Source organism: Nonomuraea composti (genome assembly GCF_012034275.1).
GTDB classification, from domain to species: domain Bacteria; phylum Actinomycetota; class Actinomycetes; order Streptosporangiales; family Streptosporangiaceae; genus Nonomuraea; species Nonomuraea composti.
On sequence record NZ_JAATEP010000053.1, the window covers coordinates 1 to 26,412 of the forward strand.

26 protein-coding genes are annotated in these 26,412 nt (G+C 70.9%); 12 read left to right on the plus strand and 14 right to left on the minus strand.

Annotated elements, in window-relative coordinates:
* Positions 1 to 416: 416 nt before the first annotated feature.
* The 3 genes from HCN51_RS45775 to sigJ all read right to left on the minus strand — a co-directional run bounded on the left by HCN51_RS45775 (position 417) and on the right by sigJ (position 2,831).
* Entirely contained in the window at positions 417 to 677 is a 261-nt protein-coding gene (locus HCN51_RS45775; protein ID WP_168018201.1) for a hypothetical protein, read from the minus strand.
* A gap of 378 nt (positions 678 to 1,055) precedes the next feature.
* Positions 1,056 to 1,562 carry a phosphotransferase gene (locus HCN51_RS45780; protein WP_206068658.1) on the minus strand — a complete coding sequence of 169 codons (507 nt, stop codon included), beginning with the start codon at positions 1,560 to 1,562 and terminating at the stop codon, positions 1,056 to 1,058.
* A 381-nt stretch (positions 1,563 to 1,943) separates the two neighbouring features.
* Positions 1,944 to 2,831, minus strand: a complete 888-nt coding sequence (gene sigJ, locus HCN51_RS45785; protein WP_168018202.1) for an RNA polymerase sigma factor SigJ — start codon at positions 2,829 to 2,831, stop codon at positions 1,944 to 1,946.
* A 145-nt stretch (positions 2,832 to 2,976) separates the two neighbouring features.
* On the opposite strand from sigJ, the gene HCN51_RS45790 reads away from it, so the two are divergent.
* From HCN51_RS45790 to HCN51_RS45805, 4 genes are all read left to right on the plus strand, one after another.
* A complete protein-coding gene (locus HCN51_RS45790; RefSeq protein WP_168018203.1) occupies positions 2,977 to 4,119 on the plus strand; it encodes a serine hydrolase domain-containing protein in 1,143 nt (380 codons plus the stop codon).
* Positions 4,120 to 4,128: 9 nt separating this feature from the next.
* Positions 4,129 to 5,577 carry an MFS transporter gene (locus tag HCN51_RS45795; RefSeq protein ID WP_168018204.1) on the plus strand — a complete coding sequence of 483 codons (1,449 nt, stop codon included), beginning with the start codon at positions 4,129 to 4,131 and terminating at the stop codon, positions 5,575 to 5,577.
* An 88-nt stretch (positions 5,578 to 5,665) separates the two neighbouring features.
* A complete protein-coding gene (locus HCN51_RS45800; protein ID WP_168018205.1) occupies positions 5,666 to 6,148 on the plus strand; it encodes a carboxymuconolactone decarboxylase family protein in 483 nt (160 codons plus the stop codon).
* 298 nt (positions 6,149 to 6,446) lie between these two features.
* Positions 6,447 to 6,755, plus strand: coding sequence for a carboxymuconolactone decarboxylase family protein (locus HCN51_RS45805; RefSeq protein WP_206068669.1), 309 nt, complete (start codon positions 6,447 to 6,449; stop codon positions 6,753 to 6,755).
* Positions 6,756 to 7,808: 1,053 nt separating this feature from the next.
* On the opposite strand, the gene HCN51_RS45810 is transcribed toward HCN51_RS45805, so the two are convergent.
* A complete protein-coding gene (locus tag HCN51_RS45810) occupies positions 7,809 to 8,147 on the minus strand; it encodes a hypothetical protein (protein WP_168018206.1) in 339 nt (112 codons plus the stop codon).
* A gap of 44 nt (positions 8,148 to 8,191) precedes the next feature.
* A complete protein-coding gene (locus HCN51_RS45815; RefSeq protein ID WP_168018207.1) occupies positions 8,192 to 9,463 on the minus strand; it encodes a tetratricopeptide repeat protein in 1,272 nt (423 codons plus the stop codon).
* Positions 9,464 to 10,680: 1,217 nt separating this feature from the next.
* Here HCN51_RS45815 and HCN51_RS45820 point away from each other — a divergent pair.
* From HCN51_RS45820 to HCN51_RS45830, 3 genes are all read left to right on the plus strand, one after another.
* Positions 10,681 to 11,814, plus strand: coding sequence for an MFS transporter (locus HCN51_RS45820; protein WP_168018208.1), 1,134 nt, complete (start codon positions 10,681 to 10,683; stop codon positions 11,812 to 11,814).
* A 222-nt stretch (positions 11,815 to 12,036) separates the two neighbouring features.
* Positions 12,037 to 12,801, plus strand: coding sequence for a ferric reductase-like transmembrane domain-containing protein (locus HCN51_RS45825; protein ID WP_168018209.1), 765 nt, complete (start codon positions 12,037 to 12,039; stop codon positions 12,799 to 12,801).
* 112 nt (positions 12,802 to 12,913) lie between these two features.
* A complete protein-coding gene (locus HCN51_RS45830) occupies positions 12,914 to 13,507 on the plus strand; it encodes an SbtR family transcriptional regulator (protein ID WP_168018210.1) in 594 nt (197 codons plus the stop codon).
* A gap of 73 nt (positions 13,508 to 13,580) precedes the next feature.
* On the opposite strand, the gene HCN51_RS45835 is transcribed toward HCN51_RS45830, so the two are convergent.
* Together HCN51_RS45835 and HCN51_RS45840 are read right to left on the minus strand one after the other, a co-directional pair.
* A complete protein-coding gene (locus HCN51_RS45835; RefSeq protein ID WP_168018211.1) occupies positions 13,581 to 14,039 on the minus strand; it encodes an ATP-binding protein in 459 nt (152 codons plus the stop codon).
* A 200-nt stretch (positions 14,040 to 14,239) separates the two neighbouring features.
* The gene (locus tag HCN51_RS45840) at positions 14,240 to 14,917 is read right to left on the minus strand and encodes an ATP-binding cassette domain-containing protein (RefSeq protein WP_206068659.1); all 678 of its coding nucleotides are present in this window, start codon (positions 14,915 to 14,917) and stop codon (positions 14,240 to 14,242) included.
* A 647-nt stretch (positions 14,918 to 15,564) separates the two neighbouring features.
* On the opposite strand from HCN51_RS45840, the gene HCN51_RS45850 reads away from it, so the two are divergent.
* Positions 15,565 to 16,755 carry an enoyl-CoA hydratase-related protein gene (locus HCN51_RS45850; RefSeq protein ID WP_206068660.1) on the plus strand — a complete coding sequence of 397 codons (1,191 nt, stop codon included), beginning with the start codon at positions 15,565 to 15,567 and terminating at the stop codon, positions 16,753 to 16,755.
* 115 nt (positions 16,756 to 16,870) lie between these two features.
* Here the strand turns inward: HCN51_RS45850 and HCN51_RS45855 are convergent, their stop codons facing one another.
* From HCN51_RS45855 to HCN51_RS45865, 3 genes are all read right to left on the minus strand, one after another.
* Complete coding sequence (locus tag HCN51_RS45855) at positions 16,871 to 17,413, minus strand: TetR family transcriptional regulator (protein WP_168018212.1); 543 nt, start codon at positions 17,411 to 17,413, stop codon at positions 16,871 to 16,873.
* Between the two features lie 266 nt (positions 17,414 to 17,679).
* Entirely contained in the window at positions 17,680 to 18,180 is a 501-nt protein-coding gene (locus HCN51_RS45860; RefSeq protein ID WP_168018213.1) for a GNAT family N-acetyltransferase, read from the minus strand.
* A 55-nt stretch (positions 18,181 to 18,235) separates the two neighbouring features.
* The gene (locus HCN51_RS45865) at positions 18,236 to 19,084 is read right to left on the minus strand and encodes a dienelactone hydrolase family protein (protein WP_168018214.1); all 849 of its coding nucleotides are present in this window, start codon (positions 19,082 to 19,084) and stop codon (positions 18,236 to 18,238) included.
* A 92-nt stretch (positions 19,085 to 19,176) separates the two neighbouring features.
* Here HCN51_RS45865 and HCN51_RS45870 point away from each other — a divergent pair, with 92 nt between their 5' ends.
* Complete coding sequence (locus HCN51_RS45870) at positions 19,177 to 20,142, plus strand: GlxA family transcriptional regulator (RefSeq protein WP_206068661.1); 966 nt, start codon at positions 19,177 to 19,179, stop codon at positions 20,140 to 20,142.
* Positions 20,143 to 20,151: 9 nt separating this feature from the next.
* Here HCN51_RS45870 and HCN51_RS45875 read toward each other — a convergent pair whose 3' ends face one another.
* The 3 genes from HCN51_RS45875 to HCN51_RS45885 all read right to left on the minus strand — a co-directional run bounded on the left by HCN51_RS45875 (position 20,152) and on the right by HCN51_RS45885 (position 23,101).
* Complete coding sequence (locus HCN51_RS45875) at positions 20,152 to 20,667, minus strand: NUDIX hydrolase (protein ID WP_277350255.1); 516 nt, start codon at positions 20,665 to 20,667, stop codon at positions 20,152 to 20,154.
* Positions 20,664 to 22,142: an MFS transporter gene (locus tag HCN51_RS45880; protein WP_168018216.1), complete on the minus strand. Its 1,479-nt coding sequence runs from the start codon at positions 22,140 to 22,142 to the stop codon at positions 20,664 to 20,666. The genes HCN51_RS45875 and HCN51_RS45880 overlap by 4 nt, the downstream gene beginning before the upstream one ends.
* 104 nt (positions 22,143 to 22,246) lie before the next feature.
* Positions 22,247 to 23,101: an alpha/beta fold hydrolase gene (locus HCN51_RS45885; protein ID WP_168018217.1), complete on the minus strand. Its 855-nt coding sequence runs from the start codon at positions 23,099 to 23,101 to the stop codon at positions 22,247 to 22,249.
* 310 nt (positions 23,102 to 23,411) lie between these two features.
* Here HCN51_RS45885 and HCN51_RS45890 point away from each other — a divergent pair, with 310 nt between their 5' ends.
* From HCN51_RS45890 to HCN51_RS45900, 3 genes are all read left to right on the plus strand, one after another.
* Positions 23,412 to 23,894, plus strand: a complete 483-nt coding sequence (locus HCN51_RS45890; protein WP_168018218.1) for a hypothetical protein — start codon at positions 23,412 to 23,414, stop codon at positions 23,892 to 23,894.
* Positions 23,895 to 24,009: 115 nt separating this feature from the next.
* Entirely contained in the window at positions 24,010 to 24,474 is a 465-nt protein-coding gene (locus HCN51_RS45895) for an RNA polymerase sigma factor (protein ID WP_346434027.1), read from the plus strand.
* The gene (locus tag HCN51_RS45900; RefSeq protein WP_168018220.1) at positions 24,471 to 25,619 is read left to right on the plus strand and encodes a hypothetical protein; all 1,149 of its coding nucleotides are present in this window, start codon (positions 24,471 to 24,473) and stop codon (positions 25,617 to 25,619) included. Before HCN51_RS45895 ends, HCN51_RS45900 begins: the two co-directional genes overlap by 4 nt.
* A gap of 24 nt (positions 25,620 to 25,643) precedes the next feature.
* Here HCN51_RS45900 and HCN51_RS45905 read toward each other — a convergent pair whose 3' ends face one another.
* On the minus strand, positions 25,644 to 26,183 hold the full coding sequence (locus HCN51_RS45905) for a hypothetical protein (RefSeq protein WP_168018221.1): 540 nt from the start codon (positions 26,181 to 26,183) through the stop codon (positions 25,644 to 25,646).
* Between the last annotated feature and the right edge of the window lie 229 nt (positions 26,184 to 26,412).

Consider the following 26,412-nt stretch of genomic DNA (forward strand, 5'->3'; position numbering starts at 1 on the left):
GGCAGGTCGCTGTCGTGCAGCAGCTTCTCCACCGCGAAGAAGTGGCGGTAGATGCCGGGGACGAGCTTGGCGACGTCGATCCTCTGACTCATCGGTAACCTCCGAGGTCGTCTCAGTTTTCAGGGAGACAACACAGCCCGTCCTGTTGTGACGACCCCAGCACGCAGGCAGTGCCGCCGGAGCGTGGGCGGCCGCTCGCGGGGCCGGGCACGCTCGCCCACGGGGCAGGAGGCGCTGTGGCGCGTGCGCCGCGAGGTGTACCGCCGCCGTGACGGCCGGGCCTGATCGTCCGGCGATCAGGCTCGGCCGCGTGCAGATGTAGGTTCAGTACTCCGCCAGCAGCGTGATCGCGGGCACGTGCTCACACATCGCGCCTCATCGAAGAAGGTGCGGGACCATGTGGGTGCTGAACGTCCTCAGGTTTCCCACACCAGGAGTTCCAGTGCGAACCGGCCGTCGTCCCTTTCAGCGCAGTAGTAGGTAAGGGCATCTCCCCTCTGCACCAGTACCTCTCCGACTGCGATGCACGCCGAGGCATATTTGTAGACGTCGTACACTTTCCACACGTACTCCATGGCCGTGCTTGCGTTGGCCGCCGGCACAGCCGACACACTTGTTCCCGCGACCATGGAAGCCGCAACAACCAGTGCGCCGAGACCACGCTTGATGGCTCGCATACCGCCTCCTGTTCGTCTTCGCGTTTCCGGCAGAGTACGAAGCGTCAGAAGAACGCGTATCCGTCATTTGACTGGCCGTCGAAATGCTGCCATCCGTTGCGCCTCTTGAGCATCCGGCTCCGACAGCTCAAGCCTGGCCGGCCTCTTCACTACCGATTCGTGATCCTGCCGGCCTGCCGATGACGGTGCTGACAGGGTGCCCGGTGGTATCCGGCGAACGCGCCGCTCATGGCGCGCTGGCGTCGGCGGCGATCGCTTGAAGGTGTGCCCGGCGGCATTCGGCGACGAAGGCGGGAGAGGTGTGCCGGTAGTAGGAGATGCCGCTGAAGCCCACCGCCATGGCCCATCGTCGCAGTCCTGCAGACGGCCTCTGCGGTATCAGCTGAGGGCGTCCGGGCGAGTCGCTCCCATCAGGTCGATGTCGTGCAGTTCCCGCACGAACGCCGCCAGATCGGTGCCGAAGGCGGCCCAATCCTGGATGGTGTCCCGCCGGGCCTCGTCCCCGGCGATCCAGCGGTAGACCGACCAGGAGAGCGGGAACGCCGTGGTGGGCGCCGCGGCATGGACCGGCTCCGGGATCGCACGCGTGGGCAGTGCCGCGAGACGAGCAAGCCATTCCTGTTCCTTCCGTACGGACCGCGCCTTGTCGGCTGTCCGGGGCAGCCGCACAAGCGAGTCCTCGCCCAGCCGGTACAGGGTGTTATCCGTGCCCGCGCCCGCCGGCGACAACGGCAGGCGGGCCCACTGCGGGCAATGCTCCTCCAGCAGCGACCGACCGTCACCTCGTCGATCGCGATCTCGTTGTCGTGCAGTGTCATGCCGGAGATCTTCGCGCCGGATGACCTGGCAGGCCGAGTGTTTGTGTGTGGCCCGGCTTCCGCTCACCCGACGACCGCCGCAAGTCGTTCATGCCGGCCGCCAGGCGGGCGATCGCCGGCAGGGCGCCCTGCCCCGCCAGGGTCGCGGGTGCGGCAGCCGTACGACGAGGGTCCCCTCACAGCGTGACCGGCGTTCGGATCGGCCCTCCTGGCGGATACAACACCCGGCCGATGCAGGACATCCGCAACACGCGTGCCATTCACGCCGTCGTCAGCCGCGGGTGCCTCTCCGACCGGCATCGGCTCGATGCGATGCCGGCCGCTGTGGAGGCCGCGGCGGCGCAACCGCTGCGCTCAGGGGCGTCCGCGCACTGCTGCTGAGGTTCGCCCAGGTGGCACAGCCGGGAGTGGCGCAGTCAATGGAGGGTATGGCCGGCGCCGGCGGGTTTCACGGCTCCAGGCGGGTGAGGTCGAGCCGGGCCAGCCGATCGGGGTCGGACAGGATGTCGATGGTGGAGATCTTGCCATCGGAGATGGTGAAGCTCATGACGGAGATGAGCCGTCCGTCGATGGTGTTGACCAGACCGGCGAGGCCGTTGACCAGCGCCGGGTGGGCGGTGGCGCTGGTGGCCATGCGCTGGAAGGTGGCGAGCTGCCCGGCCACGGCCGCGACCCCGCGCAGGATCTTCATGCCGCCGGCGAGTGTCCCGCCGTCGCCGCGCAGTACCACGCCGGGGTCGAGAATGGACACCAGCGCTTCGAAGTCGCCGCCGCGGGCGGCGGCCAGGAACGCGTCCACGACGCGGCGCTGATCGGCCGGATCTGGGTCGGGGTTCGGGGTCGCGCCGCGGACGCGCTGACGGGCGCGGCTGGCGAGCTTCTTGGCCGTCGCGGGGGTGCGGTCCACGATGGGAGCGATCTGCTCGAACGGCAGGCCGAACATGTCATGGAGCACGAACGCCAGCCGTTCGGCCGGGGTCAGGGACTCCAGCACCACCAGCAGCGCCAGGCCCACCGAATCGGCCAGCAGCGCTTCCTGCTCCGGGTCGGCGGCATCCGCGAGGCTGACCACCGGATCGGGCAGGCGCTCCTCCAGTGACTCCTCGCGCCGGGACTTACGGGCACGCAGCATGTCCAGGCACACCCGGCCGACCACGGTGGTCAGCCAGCCGCCGAGATTGCCGATGTCGCCCGCGTCCGAGCGTGCCAGCCGCAGCCAGGCCTCCTGGACGGCGTCCTCGGCCTCGCTCAGCGAGCCGAGCATGCGGTAGGCGACCGCCTTCAGATGGGGGCGGTGGCCCTGGAACTGGTCGGCCAGAAGGTCATGCGGCGTCACGGTTGTCTTCCTCTCATCTCAGTCACGTCGAAGCGTTGACGCATCAAACCAAGGGAAGGTGACCGCATCCGCACCCGGTCACCTTTTCCGCGGACCATCCGTCATGCCGGCGACCAACACTCACCTGACGAAGGGTTGCCGAACGATGAGCAGGATGAAGGTCCACGGAAGGGTCGCGGACGGCTTCGAGCCGGTGCGCGAGGAGTTCGCCGCGGTGGTGGCCGAGCAGGACGGCCAGACGGGCGCGCAGCTCACCGCCTACGTGCACGGTCGGCGGGTGGTGGACCTGTGGGCCGGGGACGAGGCCGGCGGTGACACGCTGACCGGCGTCTACTCCTCCACCAAGGGCGCCGCGACGCTGGTGACGGCGCTGCTGGTGCAGGAGGGCGTGCTCGGCCTGGACGAGCCGGTGGCCCGGCACTGGCCGGAGTTCGCCGCCGCCGGCAAGGGCATGATCACGCTGCGGGACGTGCTCACGCACCGTTCCGGCGTGATCGGCGTCGACGGCGGGCTGTCGGCGGCCGAACTGGCCGACGATGCCGTGATCGCGCGCCGCCTGGCCGCGCAGCGCCCGTACTGGCGGCCCGGTTCGGCCTACGGCTACGGCGGGTTCGTCACGTTCGCCATGGTGAACGAGGTGATCCGGCGGGTGACCGGCCGGTCGCTGCAGCAGGTCTACGACGAGCGCATCCGCGTCCCGTACGGGCTGGACCTCTACCTGGGGCTGCCCGAAGCCGAGGAGCAGCGGTTCCGCCCGATCCAGTGGTGGACCGCCACCCCCGAGCAGGAGGCCGCGTTCTGGGCGAACCTGCCGGGCCCGCACAGCATCCTCGGCATCGGCTACGGGCTCAACAGCACGCCGCCGCTGGACCAGGTGGCCTTCGCCAACACCCGCGCCGTCCGCGCCAACGGCCCGGCGTCGGCCGGCGGGGTGGGCAGCGCGCGCGGCCTGGCCGGACTGTACGCGGCGGCCGTCTGGGGCATCGACGGCCGTCCCCCGCTCCTCAAACCGGACACCGTCGCCGAGTTCGCCCAGATCCACTCCACCGGCGCCGACCTGGTCCGCGGCGCGCAGGGCAACTACGCGCTCGGCTTCCAGGCCAAGGGCCTGCAGTATAGGTTCCTCGCCGCGAACGCCTTCGGCCACGACGGCTCGGCCGGCTCGGAGTCCTTCGCCGACCCGGTCAGCGGCATCGCCTTCGGCTACACCCGCCGCCGCTTCGGCTTCGCCTGGTCCTACCCCGAACACGAACGGCTCGCCGCCGCCGTCCACCGCGCCGCCGCCTGAGGAGTCCCCATGAACATCCGCGCAAGAAGCGGCCTGGCCCTGCTGGTGATCGCCGCCGCGCAACTGCTGATGGTGATGGACGGCACCATCGTGACCGTGGGCCTGCCCGTCATCGGAGCCGGGCTCGGCATCGCCGAGGCCGACCTGGACTGGGTGCTCACCGCCTACGCCCTGGCCTTCGGCGGCCTGCTGCTGGCCGGCGGCCGGGCCGGCGACCTGTTGGGCCGGCGCAGGCTGTTTCGCGCCGGGCTGGTCATCCTCCTGGCCGCCTCCCTGCTGGGCGGCGTGGCCGGCACCGGGAGCGTGCTGATCGCCGCCCGGGTGCTGCAGGGCGCCGGCGCCGCGATCGTCGCTCCGGCCGCGCTGTCGCTGCTCGCCGACACTTTCCCCGCTGGGGCGGAGCGCAACAAGGCGCTCGGCGTGTACGGCGCGATGGGCGGCCTGGGTTCGGTGGCCGGGCTGCTGCTGGGCGGCGCGCTCACCGAGTACCTGGGCTGGCGCTGGATCATGTTCGTCAACATCCCCATCGTGCTCCTGGTCCTGGCCGGATCCTCCGCCCTGGTGCCTGGCACCCGCGAGCGCGGCCGGCTCGACCTGCCCGGCGCCGCCACCGTGACGCTCGCCCTCGGCGCGCTGGTGTACGCGATCAACCGGGCCGGCTCGCACGGCGTCGGCGACGGGCTCACCGTGGCCTTCGGCGCGGCGGCCGTCGCGCTGCTCGTGGCGTTCGCGTTCATCCAGCGCACCGCGCGCGGCCCGATGCTGCCCGCAGGCGTGCTCGCCGACCGCGGCCGGCTCGGCGCCAACCTGGTCATGTTGCTCATGGGCGCCGGGCAGCTGGCCACGTTCTACTTCCTCACCCTCTACATGCAGACCATCAAGCACTACTCGCCCATGATCACTGGTTTGGCGTACCTGCCGTTCGCGATCGGCATCGGCGCCGGCTCCGGCCTCATCGGCCCCAGGCTGCAGGCCCGCACCTCCACCCGGGCTGTCCTGGCGACCGGGATGGCGGTGGCCGCCGCGGCGATGGGCTGGTTCAGCCTGCTCACCCCCGGCCAGAACCCCCTGCTCGTCCTGCTGCCCGCCCAGCTCGCCGGCGGCATCGGCCTGGGCATCGGCTTCGTCGCGGCCACCATCGGCGGCGTACAGGGCGTCGCACCGCGCGACTCCGGCATCGCCTCTGGGCTGGTCAACACCAGCCAGCAGATCGGCGGCGCCCTCGGGCTGGCCGTCCTGGCCGGCATCGCCGTCACCGCCACCGCCAACCAGCCCTCAGGCACACCCCTGCCCGACGCGCTGACCAGCGGATACACCGCCGGCATGCTCGGCGCGGGCGGCTTCTACCTGGCCGCGATCCTGACCGCCGTCCTCCTCCTGCGCCCCCGGCCCGCCAACCGGGACACCGAGCCCACGACCGGCTCCACGCCGCAAACCCTCGGCAGCACGCCCGGCTGAAACCGACCGCCCCAACCGGTCACCTTCGCCCCACACGATCCGTCAAAGCAGCGATCCACCAGTTGAGACCCCGAAGGGAACCCCCGCCATGACCACCATCGAATCGCGCCTGCCCAACCCCGCCGTGCTCATCCCCGAACTCAAGGACATCGGCGGCGCCCTGTACAGGGCGACCGGCAACGGCACGATCCCGCAGACCACCATCAGCCTGGCCCAGCTGCGCGCAGGCCAGATCGCCGGCAGCACCTACCTGACCGTCCTGCACACCGGAAACCTGCGCAAGGCCGGCGCCACCGAGGAGAGCATCACCGCCGTGGCCTCCTGGCGGGACGCGCCCTACTTCACCCACGCCGAACGCATCGCCCTGGAACTGGTCGAAGCCGTGCTCACCCCGAACCCGTCCGGCGAACGCGTCCCCGACGAGCTGTACGCGAGGGCGTCCGAGCAGTACGACGACAAGGCGCTGGCCACCCTCATCATGGCCATCGGCCAGGTCTGCTTCTTCCTCCCCCTGGCCCTCATCGGCAAGCCCCTGCCCGGTATGTCCCCCGCGGAGCAGTGGAGACCGTAACGCCGGAAATCCTCAGGGCGAGGACACGGCGACCCGTACCTCGCCCTGCCCCGGGCCAGATCAGGGCCAGCAGCCCAAGCGACGGGCCCGCCCGGACCCGTCCAGCACCCCCACATCGCAAGGAGAAGAATCATGCACGCGCGGATGGCCAACCCTGCCTTTCTGGTGCCAGACGCGGGACATGCGATCGGGGCCCTCATACAGGCCATGCAGCACGACATGGAACAAGGCATCGTTGCGGCGGCGACACTGATGCCGGCCGCCATGCGGCAGTCAGATCAACGGCGGCAGCGCCTGCCTGTACGCCGACGCGGCCGAGGCCAGAAAGGCCGGAGTCACCGACGATCAGCTGATCACGGTGGCGGCATGGCGGCAGTCACCGTACTTCACCGACGCTGAACGGGCCGCCCTGGCGCTGGCCGAAGCGGCGACCCGCATGAACGACCGGGCCGGCGACGCCATCCCCGACGCGGTCTGGGACGAACTCGTCGAGCATTATGACGAACGACAGCGCCGTCCGAGGAACCTCGTCTCGCTTGTCCTGGCACCTGCCACGCGTACCTCACCGTCGAAGACGGCGTTCGCGCACAGAAGATCACGTCGATGATCAGGCCGTCGGCATGGACGGCCTGGAGTGCGCGGCTCGCTGCGCCGCTGAGATTCAGCGTCCCGGACACCTGGGCTCCGGCAAGCCGGATCGGGCCAGCCATCTTGCGGCCTTCCAGACGAAGCGCCCCGCCGATCACAGCGTCCGCAGCCTGCAGTCCGGCCGCCCGGGAGGCCGCGAGGTCCACCAGGCCGGTGCACGCTCCTGTGAAGACCGGCGCCTCCTCGAGCTCGCACTTGGTCAAGATCAGAGGATGCTGTACCTCGGCGTACGACAGGTCCGATCGGCCCGCGATCCGGACGCCGGGCGTCTGCCTTGCAAGGCGTGCTCGGACGCCGGGCAACATCCTGGCGATGATGCAGCCCGGACGGGGTCCCAGGAAGATCCACAGGACGCTCGGTGGTAATCGCCCCCCAAAGGGCGAGTTCCGGCTCGGACAGATCCTCCGTGATCATAGCGCACTCCTGGAAGATCGCACGCGTCGGTAAGGAGAGCCTCCAAGGTCACCACCTGCCTTGGCAACCTTCCTGCCCGCCCCATCCCGTGGATCACAAAGCACGCAAGTCGACCACACCCTGTTCATCAGCGGCATGGCCGGCCTGGCCCTGGCCGCTGCGCGCTGCCCCGCCATCGTGAGCTGCTGTCGCGGATCGGCGACTACCTCGCCGCCCATCAGAACGACCACGGCAGCTGGGCCTACACCGAACGCGTCACCCAGGCCGACGTCGAAAGCACCGGCGCCGCCCTGGAAGCCCTCCACGCCCTGGCGCCCGACCACCACCGCCACACGCCCCTGCTGCACCGCGCTCTTCCTGCTGCGCGCCCAGCAGGCCGACGGCACCTTCGAACGCAGCTGGAGCCCTGACCCACACCCAAGGCCTGCGCGCTTCCTCGGCCCGATCGGCGTCACCCATCTGCGCGCCCGGCCGACCACCATCGACACCGCCCGGCACCGGGTGCGCTGCGGCGAGCACAAGTGCCTACGCCGCACCCGGCGGGGCGGCGGCACGACGGCGCAGGCCGAGAACCGCAGGTGCGCTCACGGCTTTCGGATCACTTGGGCAGCGTGTCTCCGGGGAAGCCGTGACATGGGCGGATCTCACAGAGGATCATCCTCGCCTGGACGCACGGGTCCCGGTCCATGATCTCTCTGGCCTCCTCGGGCGGCACGTTCATGATCGCGACGCCGGCCAGGGTCTCGGAGGCGGCCGGGCAGAGAATCGCGATCACCCCGTCGGCGCGCAGCGACACCATTCGTCGCTGGTGTTCGCGTTCCGTCGCCTCGGCGCCGTCCATGTGCCGTTCCGGACCCCACCACAGCAGCGCCACGCTGTACGGCTTCGCCGTTTCAGCCAGCTGTCGTATCTGCTCGTCGGTGACGGTCGTGCTCAAGTTGTTCCTCGATTCTCGTATGCAACGCTGTGCGTGTTCGGTGATCAGGCGGCCTTGCCGCGCGCGATGTAGAGCTTCATGCCGGTGAAGTCGACGGTGATGTTGTACGGCTTCCAGAAGCAGTGGGAGAACCAGCCCATCGAGTCGAACCCTGTCCCAAAGGGGAAGGGCACATTGACCGGCTGGTTCGGGTTCGTGTAACAGTAGCCCGCCTTGGCGACGGCGTCACCGAGGCGGGCCTCCTTCGGGTAGCAGGGATAGACCACGGCCGGGTGGCTCTGGGCGAAGGTCCCGATCTGGCGGTCCTGGTCGGTTCGGATCCCCAACCGCTCGGCCGTGTCCCCGCGCACGCCCGCGACGATCTCGCCGGAGCCGCCGAAGTTCACGCCCACCACCCCGGTACCGGAGCCGGCGGCGCCGGCGAAGCCGCCTGTGCTGTGCAGGTACTGCTCACGGGCCAGCCACACCGGCAGCGGCTTGACGCCCGCCCGCTCGGCGGCGGCGCGGACCTCGGCGGCCCTCTCGGGGGTGCGGCGGCGCAGGATCAGCTGCCGGCCCGCGTAGTCGAAGGTGGGCAGCAGGTGGTAGAAGACCCACATGCCGATCAGGCCGTCGGCGTCGGTGTCGACGTCTTCGCCCGAGATCGTCGACGACCAGCTCACGGGGACGTTACGCAGTTCGATGCCGCCCAGCGTGAAGGAGTCCAGGATTCCCCAGTACGCCCGGATGGGACCCGTCCCGAAATCGGTCTCCTGGCTGAAGACCGGGCGCAGGCCGGCCTCCTCGGCCACCGACGCGCGCATGCTCAGATTCGGGGCGCCGGTGTAGAACGTGAAGCGCTTGGCCGCTCCGCCGTTGACCGATGCCTCCACCAGCGGCCTCGGGTCCATCTGCGTGAAGTCCAGCCGCGCGAGGTCCCCGTGGACCTGATAGGCCTCGCCGCTGACCGCCGCGAACCACTTGGCGTAGCTTTCCTCGCCAGCCGCTTCCCAGCGTGGCGCGGCGAGGGCGAACTTGTCCTGCCGGATGTAGCAGTCGCCCAGGTACGTGTTGGTCTCCTTGTCATCGGGCGCCAGGTCGAGGGCCATCTTGAGGTATCTCTCGGCCTCGGTGAACCGGTTCGACAGCAACGCGACATAGCCGCGCTGGCGGGCCGCGTGCAGGTTCGCGGGGTCTTTCTTGAGGATCTCCTCATACGCGCGGCCGGCCTGCTCGAACTTGCCGGCCTTGAATAGCGCGTCCGCGTCACCGCTGCCGGCCTGCGCCGTGGCGGCGCCGCCCAGCAGCGGCGCGGTCGCGGCTGCGCCGGCCAGCACGGCGGCGCCCCGCAACAATGATCGCCGATCCCACTCTCGGTTGTCAGCCACGCCTTCTCCATCTCGTGGTCGCCTTCGTCGTGACGTCGCGTCCCACTGTCTGCCGGTCATGTCCCCGCCGTGTTCGCGCCGCGTCATGATCGTGTGACCGTTGCGCGGGCGGTGGCGGCGGGTTGTCCGAGGGCTCACCCAGCGGCATGGCTGCGTGCCGGCGGGTGGACGGCAGAGCCGATTCTCAGCCGTCCAGGAGACCGCGGTGCGGGTGGCGGGTGGGCGGCCGTACTTGCCGGAGACTGCCTCCACGGTGGTCGCCGTCTCCGTGCCCGCCCAGTCGAGGGCCGGGACGAAGTACGCGTCGGTTGTGGCCCCCAGGCATCCCGCCGAACCATGCAATCAAAGGTCTCTTGTCCTCGCCGCGTTCGACGATGACGCGGAAGCATGTCCCTGGCCCGCCTGGAGCCTTCATGACAGCCTTCCGGAGACGGTGGCCTGATGCCGTAAACAGCGGGGACCGCCACCGTCCTGACCAGCGACAGCGCTCCCCAAACCGGCGGCGGGGACGGCGCATCCGCCCCATGCGAGCGACCCGAGACCGGTACCGCCGATCGGCCCGGCTCCGCCGCGGCCAACGCCCCAGACGTCGCGCAGGTGATCGTCGCGGAACGCCGAGCTACTCGACCAGCTCGCGGACCAACCGAGCGAAGCGCTCGACACTGAAGGCGCGCCATTCTTCGCCCGTCCGTTCTGACCCAGCGCTGAGCAGCGCACGCCCGTCAGAGCCTCGGGAGAGGCTCGTACGCCCTCCGATCCCCCACACGCCACCAGCGCTCCGCGATCCTCGTCCCGGGCCGCGTGGGCCAGTGGCGGGATCGCTGAGGCCGGCATTTCGTTCCGGCGTCGTAGCGCTTCAGAAGCTGCACACCATGTGCGCGTCGGTCGCGTGTCGCGGTACTTGTGCCCCTCACCAGCGGATATCGCCCGCTTCGGGCCCGTCACGTCGGCCCGGCTGTCGCGACGCGCGAGCGGTCGTCGGTTCGCCGTTATGCAGCCGTTATCCAGTAGTCGAGATGCCATCTCGACTTATGCGTAGGATCAGGCCACCGCCGGTCTCCAGCGGGCACGGAAGGGAAGGCATAGGTATGCAGCGGACTCCTCGTCACGGCGATACAGCCATGTCCGGCCCGCAAGCGGCGGCTTCCTCCGTCGCCCGCGGCGGGATGACACTGCTGGTCGTCTTCGTCGTCGTCTGCCTGAACCTGCGGGTCGCCTTCACCGGGATCGGCCCGCTGATTCCGGTCATGGGGCTCGGCCAGGTCACCGCGACCGTGCTGACGACCATCCCACCTCTGTGCATGGGGCTGTTCGCCCCGCTCGGTGCCTTGACCCGTACCCGGGTCGGGGAGGAACGTGGCCTGTTCATCGCGACGATCGTGCTGACGGCTGGAATCGTCGTCCGTTCCCTGGGCATGGTCGGGCTATTCGCCGGCACGGTCGTCGCCTCGGCTGCGATCGCGGTGCTGAACGTGCTCACCCCGGTGCTGGTGCGCAAACGGTTCGCTCCCCGTCGGGTCGGGGTCATGATGGGCCTGTACGCCCTGCTGATGGGGGCCAGTGCCGCCCTGACCGCCGCTGTCACCGTGCCCCTCTACCAGGCGACGGGCTCCTGGCAGATCACTCTCGGGGCCGCCTTGGTTCCCGCGGTCCTCGGGCTGGCCGTCCTGCCCACCCAGCTTCGGGTGCCGCCCACTCGGCGCTCGGCGACGGCGTACGTCTCCTGGGCCGGGCTGCTGCGCAACACCACAGCCTGGGCCGTGACCGGCTTCTTCAGCATTCAGACACTACTGTTCTACACGCTGGTCGCCTGGTTGCCCGCCATCATGGTCGATGCGGGCGCCGGCCCGGCCTCGGCCGGGACCGCGATCGCTTTCTGCCTGGTCGGCGTCGCGGCCGGCGGATTCCTCGGTCCCGCCTGGGCGGGCCGACGCGAAAGTCAGCAGTTGCCGATCCTGGCGACGATCGCCCTCTGCCTGGTGGGCCTCGGGGGGATCATGTTCGCTCCTGTCTCGTCCGCCGCCGGCTGGGCGATCGTTCTCGGCATCGGCCTCGGCGCCGGCCAGGGAATCCCCGGCGTGCTCTATGTCCGGCGGGCCGCGAACCAGCATCAGACTGCCCAGCTGTCGAGCATGGCTCAAGGCGTGGGTTTTCTCGTCGCGGCGACCGGTCCTGTCCTCGCCGCCGCGTTGCACGGTGCCAGTGGAACCTGGACGGTGCCGCTCGTCGCGCTCGCGATTCTGCTGATCGTCAACGCGGCACTGAGCCCCCGAGCTGGGAGCGGCACCGCATCTGCCTGATCGGCATCGGCGGCGGCGGATCTGACGACGTCGTGGGGTTGTGCGGGCCGTAACCCGCGTGGGTCGAGGAGGATCTCGTTGCTGTTCCGTCGATCAATCCGCTCCCCTGGCCGTGCCACCGCGGCCGGCGTCGCACGTACGGACTCCAGGCGCGGGCCAGGGCGCGCCACCCTGCGCACCGATCTACGGGCGGCCGGCGTGGATGCCACCGTCGCCGTTGCGGTGACTCTTCTGGTCTACCTGGTCCTCGTCGCCCAGGTCGGCAGCGGTGCTTCTGCCGCCGTCCAGGCCATGCCCCACCTGGTCCATACCGGTGGGGTCTGGGCGTACTCCCTCAGCCAGGCGGCTGGATTCGCGGCCCTCGTCTGGGCGTGGCTGACCACGTTGCTCGGGCTGACCGTCGCCAGCCGGCTCTGCCCACGCCGCGTTCGGGCTGCGGTTGAACGCATCCACCGAAGCACGAGCCTCACGGTGATCGCACTGACGCTCGTGCACGCCCTCGCTCTGCTCTGGGACAAGATGGGCGACACTCCACTCACCGTGCTGGTGCCGGGGGCTCAGTCCTACACCCCCGGCCGGCTGCCCCAATCGCTGGGCATCATCGCCCTCTACCTCGCCGTGATCATCGGCCCCAGCTACTACCTGCGTGACCGGATGGGATCCCGGGCCTGGCGGCTCATCCACCGATTCCTCGTCCCCGCCGTCTACGTCCTCTCCGTCTGGCACACCTTGATGTACGGCAGTGACGTCAAGCTCGGAAATCCTCTCTTCCTGGCACTGTGGGCCATGCAGATCCCCGTCATCGGGGCCTTCCTCACCCGGCTGCTGACGCCGGCCCGGCCCGGTGAGCGACTCACCCGTCACTTCCACCCCGTACGGCGCAGACCGCCCGCCGGCCGAAGGCGGCCTCTCATGAGGGGCAGGAGGCGCCACCGCCATGATCCGCACCGACACACCAGGGCTTCCGGCTGCGCCCTGTCATACTGAGAGGATGTCTCATGCTGCCCACTCCCCCTTGCCAGAAGGCGCGTCGAGGGCCGATCGCCCGGCGAGATGGAAGCGTCGCGATGCGGAGGCAAACCGCGCTCGGCTGATCGAGGTGGCCACGGAGGTGTTCGCCGAGCGGGGCTTGGACGTGACGTTGGACGAGATCGCCGCTCGGGCCGGTCTGGCCGTGGGGACGATGTATCGCAATTTTCCGTCCAAGGCGGCGTTGATCGCGGTCGTCTTCGAACATCGCGGTGAGCAGTTCGCGCGAGTCGCCCACGAAGCCAACGCTCACGAGGACTCCTGGGAGGGGCTGGTCTCTTTCATCGAGGGCATGAACACCCTCATGGCGGGCGATCGTGGGTTGCGGGATGTGTTCATGTCGACACGGGACGGTGCCGAGGCGCTCGCCCGGACGCGGGCCGAGTATGGGCCGGCGGTGGAGCAGCTGATCGCCCGGGCGAAGGCTGACGGATACCTTCGTCCGGATGTCGAGCGCGCCGACCTGTTCATGATCGACGTGATGATCGACTCCGCCCGCCGTTTTGCCGGCCCGGTCGATCCCGAACAGTGGCGCCGGTGCTTGGCGGTGGTGTTGGCCGGCCTGCGCCGGCAGCCCTTTGCGGACGCTGCCGAGCTACCGGGCTCGGCGTTGAACACGGCGCAGCTGCAGCAGGCGATGCGCGAGGCAGCTCGTCGACGCTGACCACGCATCGCGCTGAGCATCGCCGGCCTCGAGCGGGCCGGGCCGCGCGGCGTCGGCAAGCGTCCCTGCTTGGTCAGCCGGTGCGGTGGGCGTGCCGGCCATCGTGATGAGTGAAGCGTTGACGGGGAAGACCGGCGAGGTCGGGGCGCCGGCGCACCTGCAGGGTCAGCAGGGAGCCGAGGCCGGTGCGTTCGAGGCGGATCTCGTCGCACAGCCGCTTGATCAACCCCAGGCCGACCCCGCGCGGGCTGGTCAGGTCAAGGTGGTCGGCGCCGGCCAGGTGATCGTGGGTGAGCCTGCCGGCTAGGTCGAGGATCTCCACGACGATGCCCTCGGCGGTGCGCCGCGCGGTCAGCATGCCCATCCCGTGGCCGTGCTCGAGCACGCCGGCGACAGCCTCGTTGACGACCAGCACCAGGTCATCCAGCCGTTGCCCGCGCAGCCCGCCATGCCGGCCATGGACCTGGACCAGGTCCCGGATGAAACCAAGATCGGCGCTGATGGGGCAGCGCAGCTCGAACTCCACACTCATGGTCGTCTCGCCTGCCGGGTGTCGGGGATGGGCGGCACCTTGTCCGCCTGCCCGCCCATCGCGCCTCAAACGTCTCCATTCCCTCACGGCATGGGAGGAGAAGTGGCTGCCTCCGCGCGAGGCGGCGGCTTTCGGGTGGGGCGCTCCTGTCGGGATGCGCGGCTGCCTGCCGGGTCTGCGCCCGGCCGAGGTCCGTCCCGTCAGGCGAGTGCCGCCTGGGCTGCGACCAGTTCGGCGTACCTGCCGCGCAGGGCCAGCAGCTCCTCGTGGGTGCCGCGTTCCACGATCCGGCCGGCCTCCAGGACAAGGATCAGGTCGGCGTCCCTGACCGTGCTCAGCCGGTGGGCGATGACGATGCGGGTCTGCGGCAGCCAGCACAGGTTGGCCTCGATGGCCGCCTCGGTGGCGCTGTCGAGGTTGCTGGTGGCCTCGTCCAGCAGCAGCACCTTCGGCCGTGACAGCACCGCGCGGGCCAGGGCCAGGGCCAGCCGCTGCCGCTGGCCGCCGGACAGGCCGCTCCCGTCGGTGAGCATCGTCTCGAACCCCATGGGCATGGCGGCGATCTCCTCGTGCAGCGCAGCCAGCTCGGCCGCCTGGACGATGCGCTCCAGCGGCGCGCCGGGGTCGTTGAGAGCGATGTTCTCCCTGATCGAGCCGTAGAACAGGGACGGATCCTGGGTGACCACGCCGAACTGGCGGCGCAGGGAGTGCAGGTTCAGTTCGCCGGCCGGGACGCCGTCGTACCGGATCTCCCCCTCCGTCGGCGTGTGCAGCGCCAGCAGCAGCCGGGCCAGCGTGCTCTTGCCTGAGCCCGACGCGCCCACCAGGGCCACCTTCTGGCCGGGGCGGATGCTGGCCGAGACGCCCCGCACGTCCACGGCCTCGGGGATCGTGGCGGAAGCCCACCTCGCGCTGCTCGATCGCGATGTCGCGGTCGCCCGTGGCGACCAGGTCCGGCGCGAGGCTCACCAGTACGGCTTGGGCGCCGGCGAACCCGCACACGGTCAACGCCGTGCCGGCGACGATCGGGATCGGCCCGGTGAAGACCGCGACCACGAGCACGCCGACGACGGTGAGTGCCGCCGGCCCGGCCGACACCTGCCAGCCGGTGAACCGGTCGGTCAAGGTGCCGACCAGCCGCCCGGCCACCACGCGTGTCCGGCGGGCTTCCCCGCCGGGCACCACCATGACCCGCACCGGCAAGACGTCTCTCCTGTTCACTCCACACGGATCAGGCCACCAGGGCATCGCTTCGCATGTCCCACACCCCTCCGGCACGGGCCAGGGCCGACACGTCTTCACCGTCTCCGGCCAGGCCGGCCCGTTGACGATCGAGGTCATCGAGCTACCGCCTGACGTGACTGACCGCCCTTCAAGTGGCTGAGCAAACAGTTCGCTTGACCTCCCCAGACAATCATCGAAATCCCTCGAAAGCCAAACCTCGGCGCGTGAGCTGGAGGATCCGCGTTTCGCCGACGAAATCCGCGTCTCCGTGTCAGTTGGTTGCCGGATTCGACATGCTGAGGTGGACCTGCAGGTCAGGAGGTACCGCTTTACCTTCAGAGGTCTTCCGCGGGCGGGCGGCGGCCACGCCCTCTTCGGTGGCCGCTGCGCTTCCTCGTACCGCCGCGACCGCCGCGAGGACCAGGTCTTCCAGCGGTGTGGTGCCGTTGCCGCGGGTCCGGGCCTCGCCGGCGACGTCAAGGCAGGTGAGCGCGCAGGCGACGATGGCCTCGGCGCGCCTCCCTGCCTGGCAGCTCGCATCGCCGATGAGCGTTCCGTTCGCCCGAATCCGACGCTTTCTGTGATCTGTCGGGTATCCGGCACGGGCCGGCTTTTGGGGATTGAGTCGGCTGTGGCACGCAAGGAGCATGATCGCATGGCCGATCAGTTGAACGCAGGCAGATGGGCGGGGCTCGTCAGCCGGCCCGACCTCGCCGAGTACGCGGAGAAGTACCGCGACTTTTTCGCGATGCGCCGCCGTGACGGCATCCTCGAGCTTCGTATGCACACCGACGGCGGCTCGTACGTCCAGACGTTCGCCGGTCACAACGCCTGGGGGCAGGCATGGCTGGAGGTCGGTAACGACCCGCAGAACGAGGTGCTCATCCTCACGGGCACCGGCGAGCATTGGCTGGACGCGCGGCGCAGCGCCGATGGGCATGTCGATCGGACGGTTGACGACATCGCCACGATGTACGAGGACGCGGCGAAGCTGTTGCAGAACTTCGTCTTCGGCATCGACGTCCCGACGATCGCCGCGGTCAACGGGCCGGGACCGCACACCGAGATCGCGCTCACCTGCGACATCACGATCTGCACCGAGGACGCACGCTTCTTCGACCCGCATTTCCTGGTGTCGACCGCGCCCGGTGACGGGCAAGGCCTCACCTTCCAGGAACTGATGGGCACCAAGCGAGCCGCCTATCACCTCTACACCGGCCAGGCGGTGGATGCGCGGCAGGCACTCGAGTACGGCATGGTGTCGGAGATCGTGCCGCGCGAGCGCCTGATGGACCGGGCGTGGGAGCTCGCTGACCTGATCATGCGACGTCCGCGAGGCGCGCGCCGGATGACACACGCCATCGTCAGCCGACCGTGGAAGCAGCGGGTCGTCCATGACTTCCCCTTCCAGCTGCAGAGCCAGGCTGCGGCACTGTTCCTCGACGGCCCGAGGGCCGGCCGCCCACCGGCCGGCGAGGAGCTTCGATGGTGAGCCCGGTGGCGGACGGGCATGGTGCCGCATGGAACCGCGAGGCGACGGCGTTCAGCGGCATCCTGCACGGCGCCCGCAGGCGGGCATGGTGCCGAATAGCGCAGAAGTACCCAGGTCACCGTGACGCCGGCCCCAGCTCGTGCAACACCGCGCGGGTCACCTCGTCGGCCGCCTGGTCGGGTGGGGTGTCCGGCAACCCGCTCTCCCGCCACCAGCAAACCGCGCCCACGATCGTCGAGCCGACGATGTGCGCCGTCACGGCCGACTCGTACGCGCCCCGTTCGACGAGCAAGCGAGACACCTCGGTGCGCACCGCGCGCTGGATCAGCGGGCGCAGAACGTCGACGTCGCGCCGGCAGCCGTCCGCCCGGCTGGAATCCTCCCACAGCAGCACCGCCAGCGCGTGGACGAGGTCGGCGAGCGGCGCGGGCGTGGCCGGGAGCCTGCCGGCGAACCGGTGCCGGATCTCATCGCGCACCATTGCTTCGGCGAGCGCGTACTGGTCGGCGTAGTGCGCGTAGAAGGTGGCTCGGTTGACGTCTGCGCGCTCGGTGATGTCGCGGACCCGGGCCGCACGAAAGCCCTTCTCCCGGATGACCTCGATGGCCGCCTGGCGCAGCAGCGATCGCGTCCGCCGGACCCGCCGGTCCGTGGTCACGCGGGCGCTTTCGCGTCACCGGCCGGCGCGGCACGGCGATCGCTGATCGCGGTGACGTCCCCGACGAGGTGCACGCGTACCGTCGTCGCGCAGCGACTCGGCGTCGCCTGCCAGGTCACACCGCCTCCATGATGGCTCCGCATTCGACAAGTGCACCACGACGACCACCTTGTGCCGGGCCGGGCCGACCCGAGCGGTGAACCATCACCCTGGGGGCCCGGGGGTCTCGCCATCGCCGGGTGGCAGGCCGGTATCGGTCGTGCGGCTCACTGTTTCTTCTGGTGTGGCACGAAGCCCAGGGACTCGTAAAGGCGGCGGGCACGAACGTTGTCCTGCGTCACCGCGAGGGACAACCACCCGTGACCCTGCGCGCCGAGGGCGTGCATCGCCGCTTCGATGAGCCGCCGTCCCAGTCCCCGGCCGGTATGGGGCGGCGCGGTGAAGACGTACGCCAGCAGCGGCACGTCCTTCCACACCGTCACCAGCGCGGCGGCCACGGGCCGCCCGTCGTCCTCCGCGACGAAGGACGCAGCGGGCAGGAAAGACCCGTAGGCGCCGGTGAGGGCCAGCCGGATCTCCTGCGTCGCCGCGGCCACGCTGCCTCCGGCGTCCTGTTCGTCGGGCGTACCCCGGTAGGCCTGCCACATCAGGTGCCCCAGCACCGGTATGTCGGCCTCCACCGGGTGCCGGAAGTCGTGCGCCGGTACGGCCCGCGGCAGGCGCACGTCGAGACGCGATCGCCGGGGAGCCACGGGAGCCTCGGTCATGGTGACAGTGTCCTTGGCCGATGCGCCCGTCCCCGAGCCGGCCGGGCCACGGCGGTCACGACGCTGCTCCGGCGTGGCGGTTCGCCGTCCCGCAAGGCCCGGAAGGGCTCAGGCGCTCGGTCAGGAAGGCGAGGATCTCGTCCCTGGCCCGCACGGTGGGGTGCCCGTCCTCATCGACGAGGTGGGCGGTGACGACGCTGTGCGGGGTTTCGACCACGTCGGCGAAGAACGGCGGCGGGCTGGTGTTCGCCGAGCCGCCAGGCAGGACGCGACCGTCGAAGGCGTCGCCGAGCAGTGCCCGGTAGGCGGCGAAGCGCTGCCCGGTGCACCAGCGGTCGTTGTCGAAGCGGTAGGCGAGCACCGTCAGCCCGTCGCGGGTGACGCGGTCGCGGACGGCGCGCGCGTCCTCGTCGCTGAGCTCGAGCCCGGCCGGGTCGTCCAGCGGCAGGGACGGGTGGTTGACCACCGGGGCGATGACGGCCGGTTCGAGCGCCATCGTCAGGGCGAAGTTGCCGGTGAAGCACAAGCCGATCGCGCCGACTCCCGGGCCGCCGCACTCGGCGTGGGCCTGGCGGGCGAGCCCACGCAGCCAGGCGGTGACCGGGCTGGTACCGCCCCCGGCGAACGCGCGGAACTCGGCGCTGACACAGGCGCGGCGGATGACCTCGGTGCCGTCCTCGGCCGTGGGGTAGGCGCCGTCGACGCCGAACAGGGAGGGGACGAAGACGGTGAAGCCCGCGTCCCGCACCCACCGCGCCAGCCGGAGCACGTCAGGGCTGATGCCCGGCATTTCCGGCATCAGCACGACGGCCGGCCCGGAACCGGCCACGTACACCGTCTTGACCACCCCCTCCACGTCGACGGATCGGCGGGCGAAGTCGGTGATCGGGTCGTCAGAACTCATGGGTGACAGCCTGAACCTGGGGTCCCGTGCCGGGTAAGAGGCGAGATCGCCAAGTATGCGGGTAATCTCGCCATGGGGAGGAGGTGGGGGCGTTGCGGGTCGCGGTCCTGGCCTATCCGGGGTGCTTCGCCTCGGAGGTGTTCGGCGTGCCCGACCTGCTGACGATGGCCACGCACGTCGCCGGGCCGGGCGGTCCCGGGTACGAGGTGTCGATCGTCTCGCCGCGCCGCCGCGTCCTCGCCTCGGGCGGGGCGGCGCTGGACGTCTCTCCGCTGCGCGAGGCGGACGTCCTGCTCGTGCCGGGGTTCGAGCTCGCGCCGGGCCTCGACATGGACGCCAGGCTCGCGCCCCTTGGCCCCGAGGTCGCGGCGATCCGCGCGCACGCCGCCGCGGGCACCGCCGTCGTGGCGATCTGCGTCGGCGCGTTCCTGCTCGCCGAGGCCGGCCTGCTCGACGGGCGCCGCGCCACGACGGCCTGGCTCCTGGCCGGCGAGCTGGCCCGCCGCTACCCGGGCATCGACGTGCGTCCCGAGCTCCTGGTCGTCACCGACACCGGGGTGACGACGACGGCGGCCTTCAGCGCCATGTACGACTTCGCGCTGAACCTCATCCGCCGGCACAGCGGCGCCGGCGTGGCCCGTACGACCGCGCGCGTGGCGCTCGTCGACGACGCGCGCTCCTCCCAGGCCCCCTACATCGACGGCCGCCTGCTGCCCCGGCCCGGCAACGCCTTCTCCCAGCAGGTCATGCGCCGGCTCGACCAGAACCTCGCCGCCCGCTACGACCTCGCCGCGCTGTCGGCCGCGTTCCAGGTGAGCACCCGTACGCTGCTGCGCCGCTTCGCGGAGGAGACCGGGCAGAGCCCGCTGGCGTACCTGCAGGCGGCGCGGGTCCGCCGTGCCCGCCACCTTCTGGAGACCACTGACCGCACCGTGGCCGGCATCTCGGCCGCCGTCGGATACGCCGATCCCGGCGCGTTCGCCGCGCTGTTCGCCAGGCACACCGGACGCCGCCCCAGGGATTACCGCGCGGCCTTCCGCCGCACCGGCCCCGGCTGACGCGTCACGTCACGGCCACAGCTCCAGCGGTTCGACGATGTGCTCGCCCGCCAGGAACAGCGGCAGCAGCTCGGGCAGCGCGCGCGGATAGAACCGTTCGCGGCCGGCCGCCACCTCGGCGACCGGCCACCACCGGAAGCCGACATAGTCCTGCAGCTCGAACTCGAGTCTCTGCGACGTGTCGAGATCGGGGCCGGGGATGCCGAGGCGCACGCAGGCGACGACCTCGTGCTGCAGCCGCCGGGTGCCCCGGTAGCGGAAGGAGCTGTCACGCCGCCAGGTGGGAGCGCCGATCTGGGACGGGACGGCGCGAATTCCGGTCTCCTCCCTCAGCTCCCTGATCGCCGTGTCCACATAGCTCTCGCCGTCGTCGATCCCGCCGCCGGGCAGCTCCCACCAAACACCCTTCTCCGGCATCGTGGGATCGTGGGTGTGGAAGAGCAGCAACCGGTTCTCGCTGTCGAGGACGACGAGCCGTACCGCGTCTCTCTCGATGACCGGCAGGTCCTTGGGGTGCTCGATCAGCGTGGTTCCTTCGGCGCGCGGGCGAGGGCGGCGAGGGCCAGTCCGGCCAGGGCGACGGCGAGCAGCACGGCGTAGGTGCGCCCGAACCCTTGTGTCAACTGCCCGACCGCCACCGGCGACAGGGCGGACAGGGTGCCGGCGCTCACCTGGGCCCGCAGATGCTCGTCCACGCTGCTGGTCAGGACGCTGAGGGACAGTCCGACGCTGATGACGATGCCCACATTCATGATCATCATGCGGAGGCCGTTCACCACGCCAAGGCTGCTCTGAGGCACGGCCCGCATGACCTCCGTGGTGTTGCCGGTCATGAAGGCCCCGCTGCCGCATCCCGCGACGAGCAGGCCGAGCCCGATGATCCAGTACGGCGCCGCCGGGTCGATGGCCAGCATCAGCACGCCCAGCCCGGCCGCGCTCAGCAGCGCCCCGCCGACGGACAGCGCGTACGACGACACCCGACGGCCCAGCAGCCCCGCCGCAGGAGAGGCCAGGGCCATGCCGACCGGCAGCGGCAGCACACTCAGCCCGGCGTCGAACGCGTCCAGCCCTCTGACGGCCTGGAAGTACAGGGCGGCGATCAGGATGAGCGCCGAGCGCGCCAGGGCGTTGCAGAACGACGCGAGGTTGGCGCAGGTCAGCAGCCGCCCGCCGAGCAGCCGCAGGTCCAGCACCGGGGACGCGGCTCGCCGCTCCACCAGCACGGTCACCGGCACCAGCACCACGAACACCGCCGCGCCGCCGATGACGGCCGGGCTGGACAGTCCGGCCGAGCCGGCCTCCGACAAGGCCAGCAGCAGCGCCGACAACGCGGCGAACAGCAGCGCGTTGCCCAGCGCGTCCACCGGCCGCCGCGGCCCGCGAGGCATCCGGCGCAACGTCATGGCGCCCCACGTCAGGGCCGCGAGCCCGGCGGGCACGTTCACCCAGAAGATCCACTGCCAGCCGGCCGTCTCGGCGATCAGCCCGCCCAGCGTGGGCCCGGCCAGCTGCGCCACCGACAGGGTGCCGATGTAAACGCCCATGCCCTGGCTGAGCCGCTCCGGCGGGAACGCGTCGGTGAGGATGACGGTGCCGTTGGCCAGGACCATCGCCGCCCCGACCGCCTGCACCACCCGCATCCCGACCAGGAACCACACGTCCGGTGCCAGCCCGGCCAGCAGCGAGGCGGCCGTGAACAGGGCCAGGCCCGTCAGATACACCTCGCGCCGCCCGACCAGGTCGGCCACCCTGCCGAAGAAGACCAGGCTGGCCGTGTTGACCAGCAGGAAAGACAGCAGGATCCAGCCCGACTCCATGGCGCTCGCGTGGAAGTGCCGCACCACCGAGGGCAACGCCACGTTGAGCGTGCTCCCGGCGACCCCGATGAGTATCAGGCCGAGGCTCGTCACCGAGCACACCCTCCAGGCGTACCGCATCCGGGCCTGATGGTCGGGCGTGGCCGGACCCGCCGCCGCCCGCTGATCGCCGATCGCCTTCATCTCGACCCTCCGCTACGTACGAACCAACCGCAACCATGGCATGGGCACGTTCCACTGCGAATCCGTCGCCCAACTGGAATGGCCCCCTGCGGCGCGCCGGCCGCTCAGCCGGGGTGGCGGGCGAACCAGTCCAGCATCAGCCCGGTCACCGTCTCGGGAGCCTCCCGGTGCGGGAAGTGACCGAGGGCGGGCAGGATCCTGCGCTCGTAGGGGCCGCTGAACCCGGGTGCTTCCTCCGCCGCGTATCTCGTGGTGAAGTCGGTCTCGCCGAACAGCGACAGCGTGGGCACCTCCGTCGCGCCCACCGGCACGGTGCGCTCCCGCTGCGCGCGCCACAGGGCACGGTAGTAGGCCAGCGCGTTCTTGATCCCGCCGGGCGCGGCCAGGGTGCGTTTCACGCCGGCCACATGGTCGGGGTCCCGGAGGTTCGGCGACCAGGTGCGCCACAGGTAGTCGACCATGGGCAGGCCCTCGACGGGCACCGCCCAGTCGGCGCTGTCGGACTGGAAGAACCAGAAGTGGAACAGCCGCTGGACCAGCTCGGGATCCTTGACGCCGCTCAGCACGGTGTAGGGGTGGGCGGTGTTCAGGACGACGGCGGCCCTGATCCGGGCCGGATGGGTGAGGAGTGCCGCGTGTGTGGCCGTCCCGCCCCAGTCCATGCCCACCACGTGGGCTCTGCCGTCCGGGCTCAGCCCGTCGATCAGGGCCGCCACGTCCTCGCCCAGCGTGCGGGGGTCGTAGGCGCCGTCCGCCGGGGCGCCCGACGGGGCGTAGCCGCGCAGGAAGGGCGCCACCGCCCGGTAACCCGCCGCGGCGAACCGTTCGAGCTGCCACGTCCAGGTGAAGGCGTTGTCGGGGAAGCCGTGCAGGAACAGGACGAGCGGCCCGGCGCCACGTTCGAGGTAGGCGAAGTCGATGGCGTTGGCCCGCACCTGGCGGATCTCACCCTGGGACATGTCTCCTCCGATCGTGCCGCCTTCACCGTCGCGGCCTCGGCTGGACGGCGGCGCGTACGTCGTGCGCGCCCCCTGACGGTTCGGCGGTCGAACGCTAGAGCGCACGAGCCGGGCCGCACATCTGTCACGTGACCAGGCTGGAGTGAGATCCTTGCGCGGGTTCGTGGCGGTTGCCCTCATCGTCCTCGGCGCTGGACGGGGCAAGGACGAGCCTCAGGAGTGGACAGGTCGGATGACGGATGCGGCCGCGCGTCCGGCCGCTGCACACTGACAGGCAGTCACCAGCCCGAACGTCACGAGAGGCGTCGCCATGGCCGCGGCATCCCGCGAGCTCGCCCCCATCTGGAGCCCCCGCCTACTACGGACGACGTTCGCCTGCTCCTTCGTCTTCGCGCTCACCACCCTCGTGTACGGATGGCTGGCCACCAGTCCCGAGACGACGGCCCTGGCGCTGCGGCTGGCCGGCAAGAGCGCGGCGGAGGCGCCGGCGGCGCTGCCGGAGCTCCTGACCAACCTCCGCGCCGTCATCGCGATCGGCGTGCTGGGGAACGTGCTGGGCATGTTCGCGCTGCGCGGCACGACGTGGTCGTACTGGGCGGCCCTGCTGGTCAACCTCACGCAGGCCAGCGCGCTCCCCGGCCTGGTGCCGGGGCAGGTCCACCAGGCGGCGCTGCAGCGGTACGGGCTGCCCGGCCTGCTGCCGATCGTCGTCACCGGCGGCGGGGCGGTGCTGCTCACCTGCGCGCTCATCGCCCAGCTGGTCTCCGTACGGGACGTGCGGGCCGGCGCGTGAAGGTGCGGGCTCAGCCGCAATGGTCCTTGGTCCCGTAGTGGGTCGCGACTGGGCTGTGCGCCGAGCGTCCGTGCCGGGTCACCGTGCGTACCGCGGCCGGGTTCACGCGTACGCGGTGAGCAGATGTGGCCTCCAGCTCGCCGAAGAGGGGGTCAGCGAGACGTTCATGGTCGCCTGGCGGCGCCGGGAGGAGATGCCGGCCGGGGCCGGGCTGCCGTGGCTGCTCGGCGTCGCCCGCAATGTGACACGCGGACTCTACCGGGACGAGCTGCGCCGGACCGCGCTGGACGAGGCGCTGCGGGTGTGGGCCGGGCAGGCCGATCCGGACGTGGCCGACGAGGTGACCGAGCGGGCCGCCGTACTGCGCGGGCTGGCCACGTTGAGCGACGCGGACAAGGAGGTTCTGACGTTGGTCGCATGGCATGGGCTGACCTCGGCGCAGGCGGCCAAGGTGGCGGGCAGTACGCGGTTGGCGTTCTCCGTCCGGCTGCACCGGGCCCGGCGGCGGCTGGAGGCCGCCATGAACGACGCGATGACGACTCCCCGGCAGCGGGCTCTCGTCCCCGGGGAGGAGCGGTGAAGCAGAGGAACGTACTGGACGTCCTGGCCGCCGCACGCCCTGCCGACCTGGGCGAACTGGAGGGAGTCCCCGGGCTCGCGTCCCGGGAGCGGCGGCGGAGCCGGTGGATCGGGGTGGTGGCCGCGTCGCTGGCCACGGCGGTGGTCATCGGCGGAGTGGCGCTGCCGCGGCTGATCGGCGGCGGGGTGTCCACGGGACGCCTGCTCGGCGGTTCCGCCGCGGGCCCGCTGGACGGGGCGGCGGAGCGGGCGGCGACGCGACGGGACGCCTCCGGCCGCTACTGGCACGCGGCGGGCTTCATCCTGGGCGAGCAGGTCGTCGGGACGGCGCGGCAGCCGTACCGGATCAAGACCCGGGTCCGGACGAGCCGGTGGACGTCTCGTGATCCGGCGCGGCCTCTGGTGCTGGCGCAGCACGGCCTGCCGAGCGTGCCGGCCTCGCGGGCGGACGAGGCGACCTGGCGGCGGGCCGGCGCGCCCAGGCTCTGCGGCGACGACGCCGACTGTGACAACGACACGGCCCCGCTCGGACACACCCGGTACCTGTTCATGCCGGGCAACTGGCCGTTCCATGACGAGGGACTCGCGCTCGGAGTGGATGAGTTGCTCGATCTGCCTCAGGAGCCGGGCGCGCTGAAGGAGCGGCTGCTGTCGTTCTGGCCCGCGTACAGCAAGGGCATGGCGGAATGGCCGGCACCGCCTTCGGGAGCCTCACTGCCGGGGAAGGACTCCTGGCTCCTGGGACTGTCCCTGGACCTGCTGCAGTACGGGCCCGTCCGGCCGGGCACCCGCGCCTCCCTCTACCGGATGGTCGCGGACCTGCCGGGCACCCGAGCCCTGGGCCGGGTCCGCGACGGGGAGGGCCGTTGGGGGCTCGCCGTCGGATGGACGCGTCCGCTGGCCGACGGGCAGGTCGAGCAGCGGCTCGTCGTGGACGAGACCGACGGTGACCTGCTCTCGGTGCAGAACGTCGTCGTCAAGGCGTGGACCTACGACCCGCCGGGCACCACCGGGCTCGCCGGACTGCCCGTGGGCACCGTCTACCAGGAGATCGTCCACGAGCAGCCGGGCTGGACGGACGTCTCTGCCTCGCTGCCCGCGTCATGCCCCGCCCGGCCCGTCGCAGGCGATCAATGCGTGGGGTGATGAGCCGGCGTGGCCGGGATGCGGTCAGGCGGAGGTGATCTCCAGGGTGACCAGGGAGTAGAAGCTCGGGACGGTGCCCAGCCCCGCGGTGCACAGCAGGAGGCTCGCGGACGGCGCGACGTTGGCCTGGACGACGGTGCTGCCGGCGAACAGCCCGGAGGTGACGGTCCCGGTCAGGGTGAAGGTGACCACGGCACCCGCGATGGTGGTGGTGGAGTTGCCGGAGATCGTGGAGGTCTGTCCGGTGTTCCAGGTGACGGTGAAGGCGATGGGGGTGGCGGCCAGGAGATCCAGGCAGCTTCGCGAGGAGACGTTGACGCTCGTGCGGGTCCCGGAGGCCAGGGTCGGCTGGGACGCTGAGGTGCAGGGTCCGTACTGGGCGGTGTTGACCACCGTCACGGTCTGCGGCGTGAGTGTCAGCGCCGGGTTGTAGGTGGCGATGTTGCTGCTGGGCGGCGTGCAGGTGACATCCAGCACCTCCGCGGAGGCCGCGGGCGCGGTCGTCAGGACGGCGGCGCCGAGGGCGGTGGCGAGCAGGATGGCGAGCGAGCGGATAGGGGCCATGGCAGCGGGCTCCTTTCGGAGGTGCTCGTGCGATGGCGCCCGGGAACGTGGCCGGCCTGCCGTTCCGGGACATTTCCCTTATCTCACGAGCCGGGCCTGCCGTCAGTAACCCGGCGGTGACCTGATGTGGCCACGTCCACGCTCGGGACGTACGCGCTGCCGACGGCGCCGGCAGGACCCCAGTCGGCTGACAGATGCGGCGGAGCCCCGCGTTGCCTGATCGTCGAGG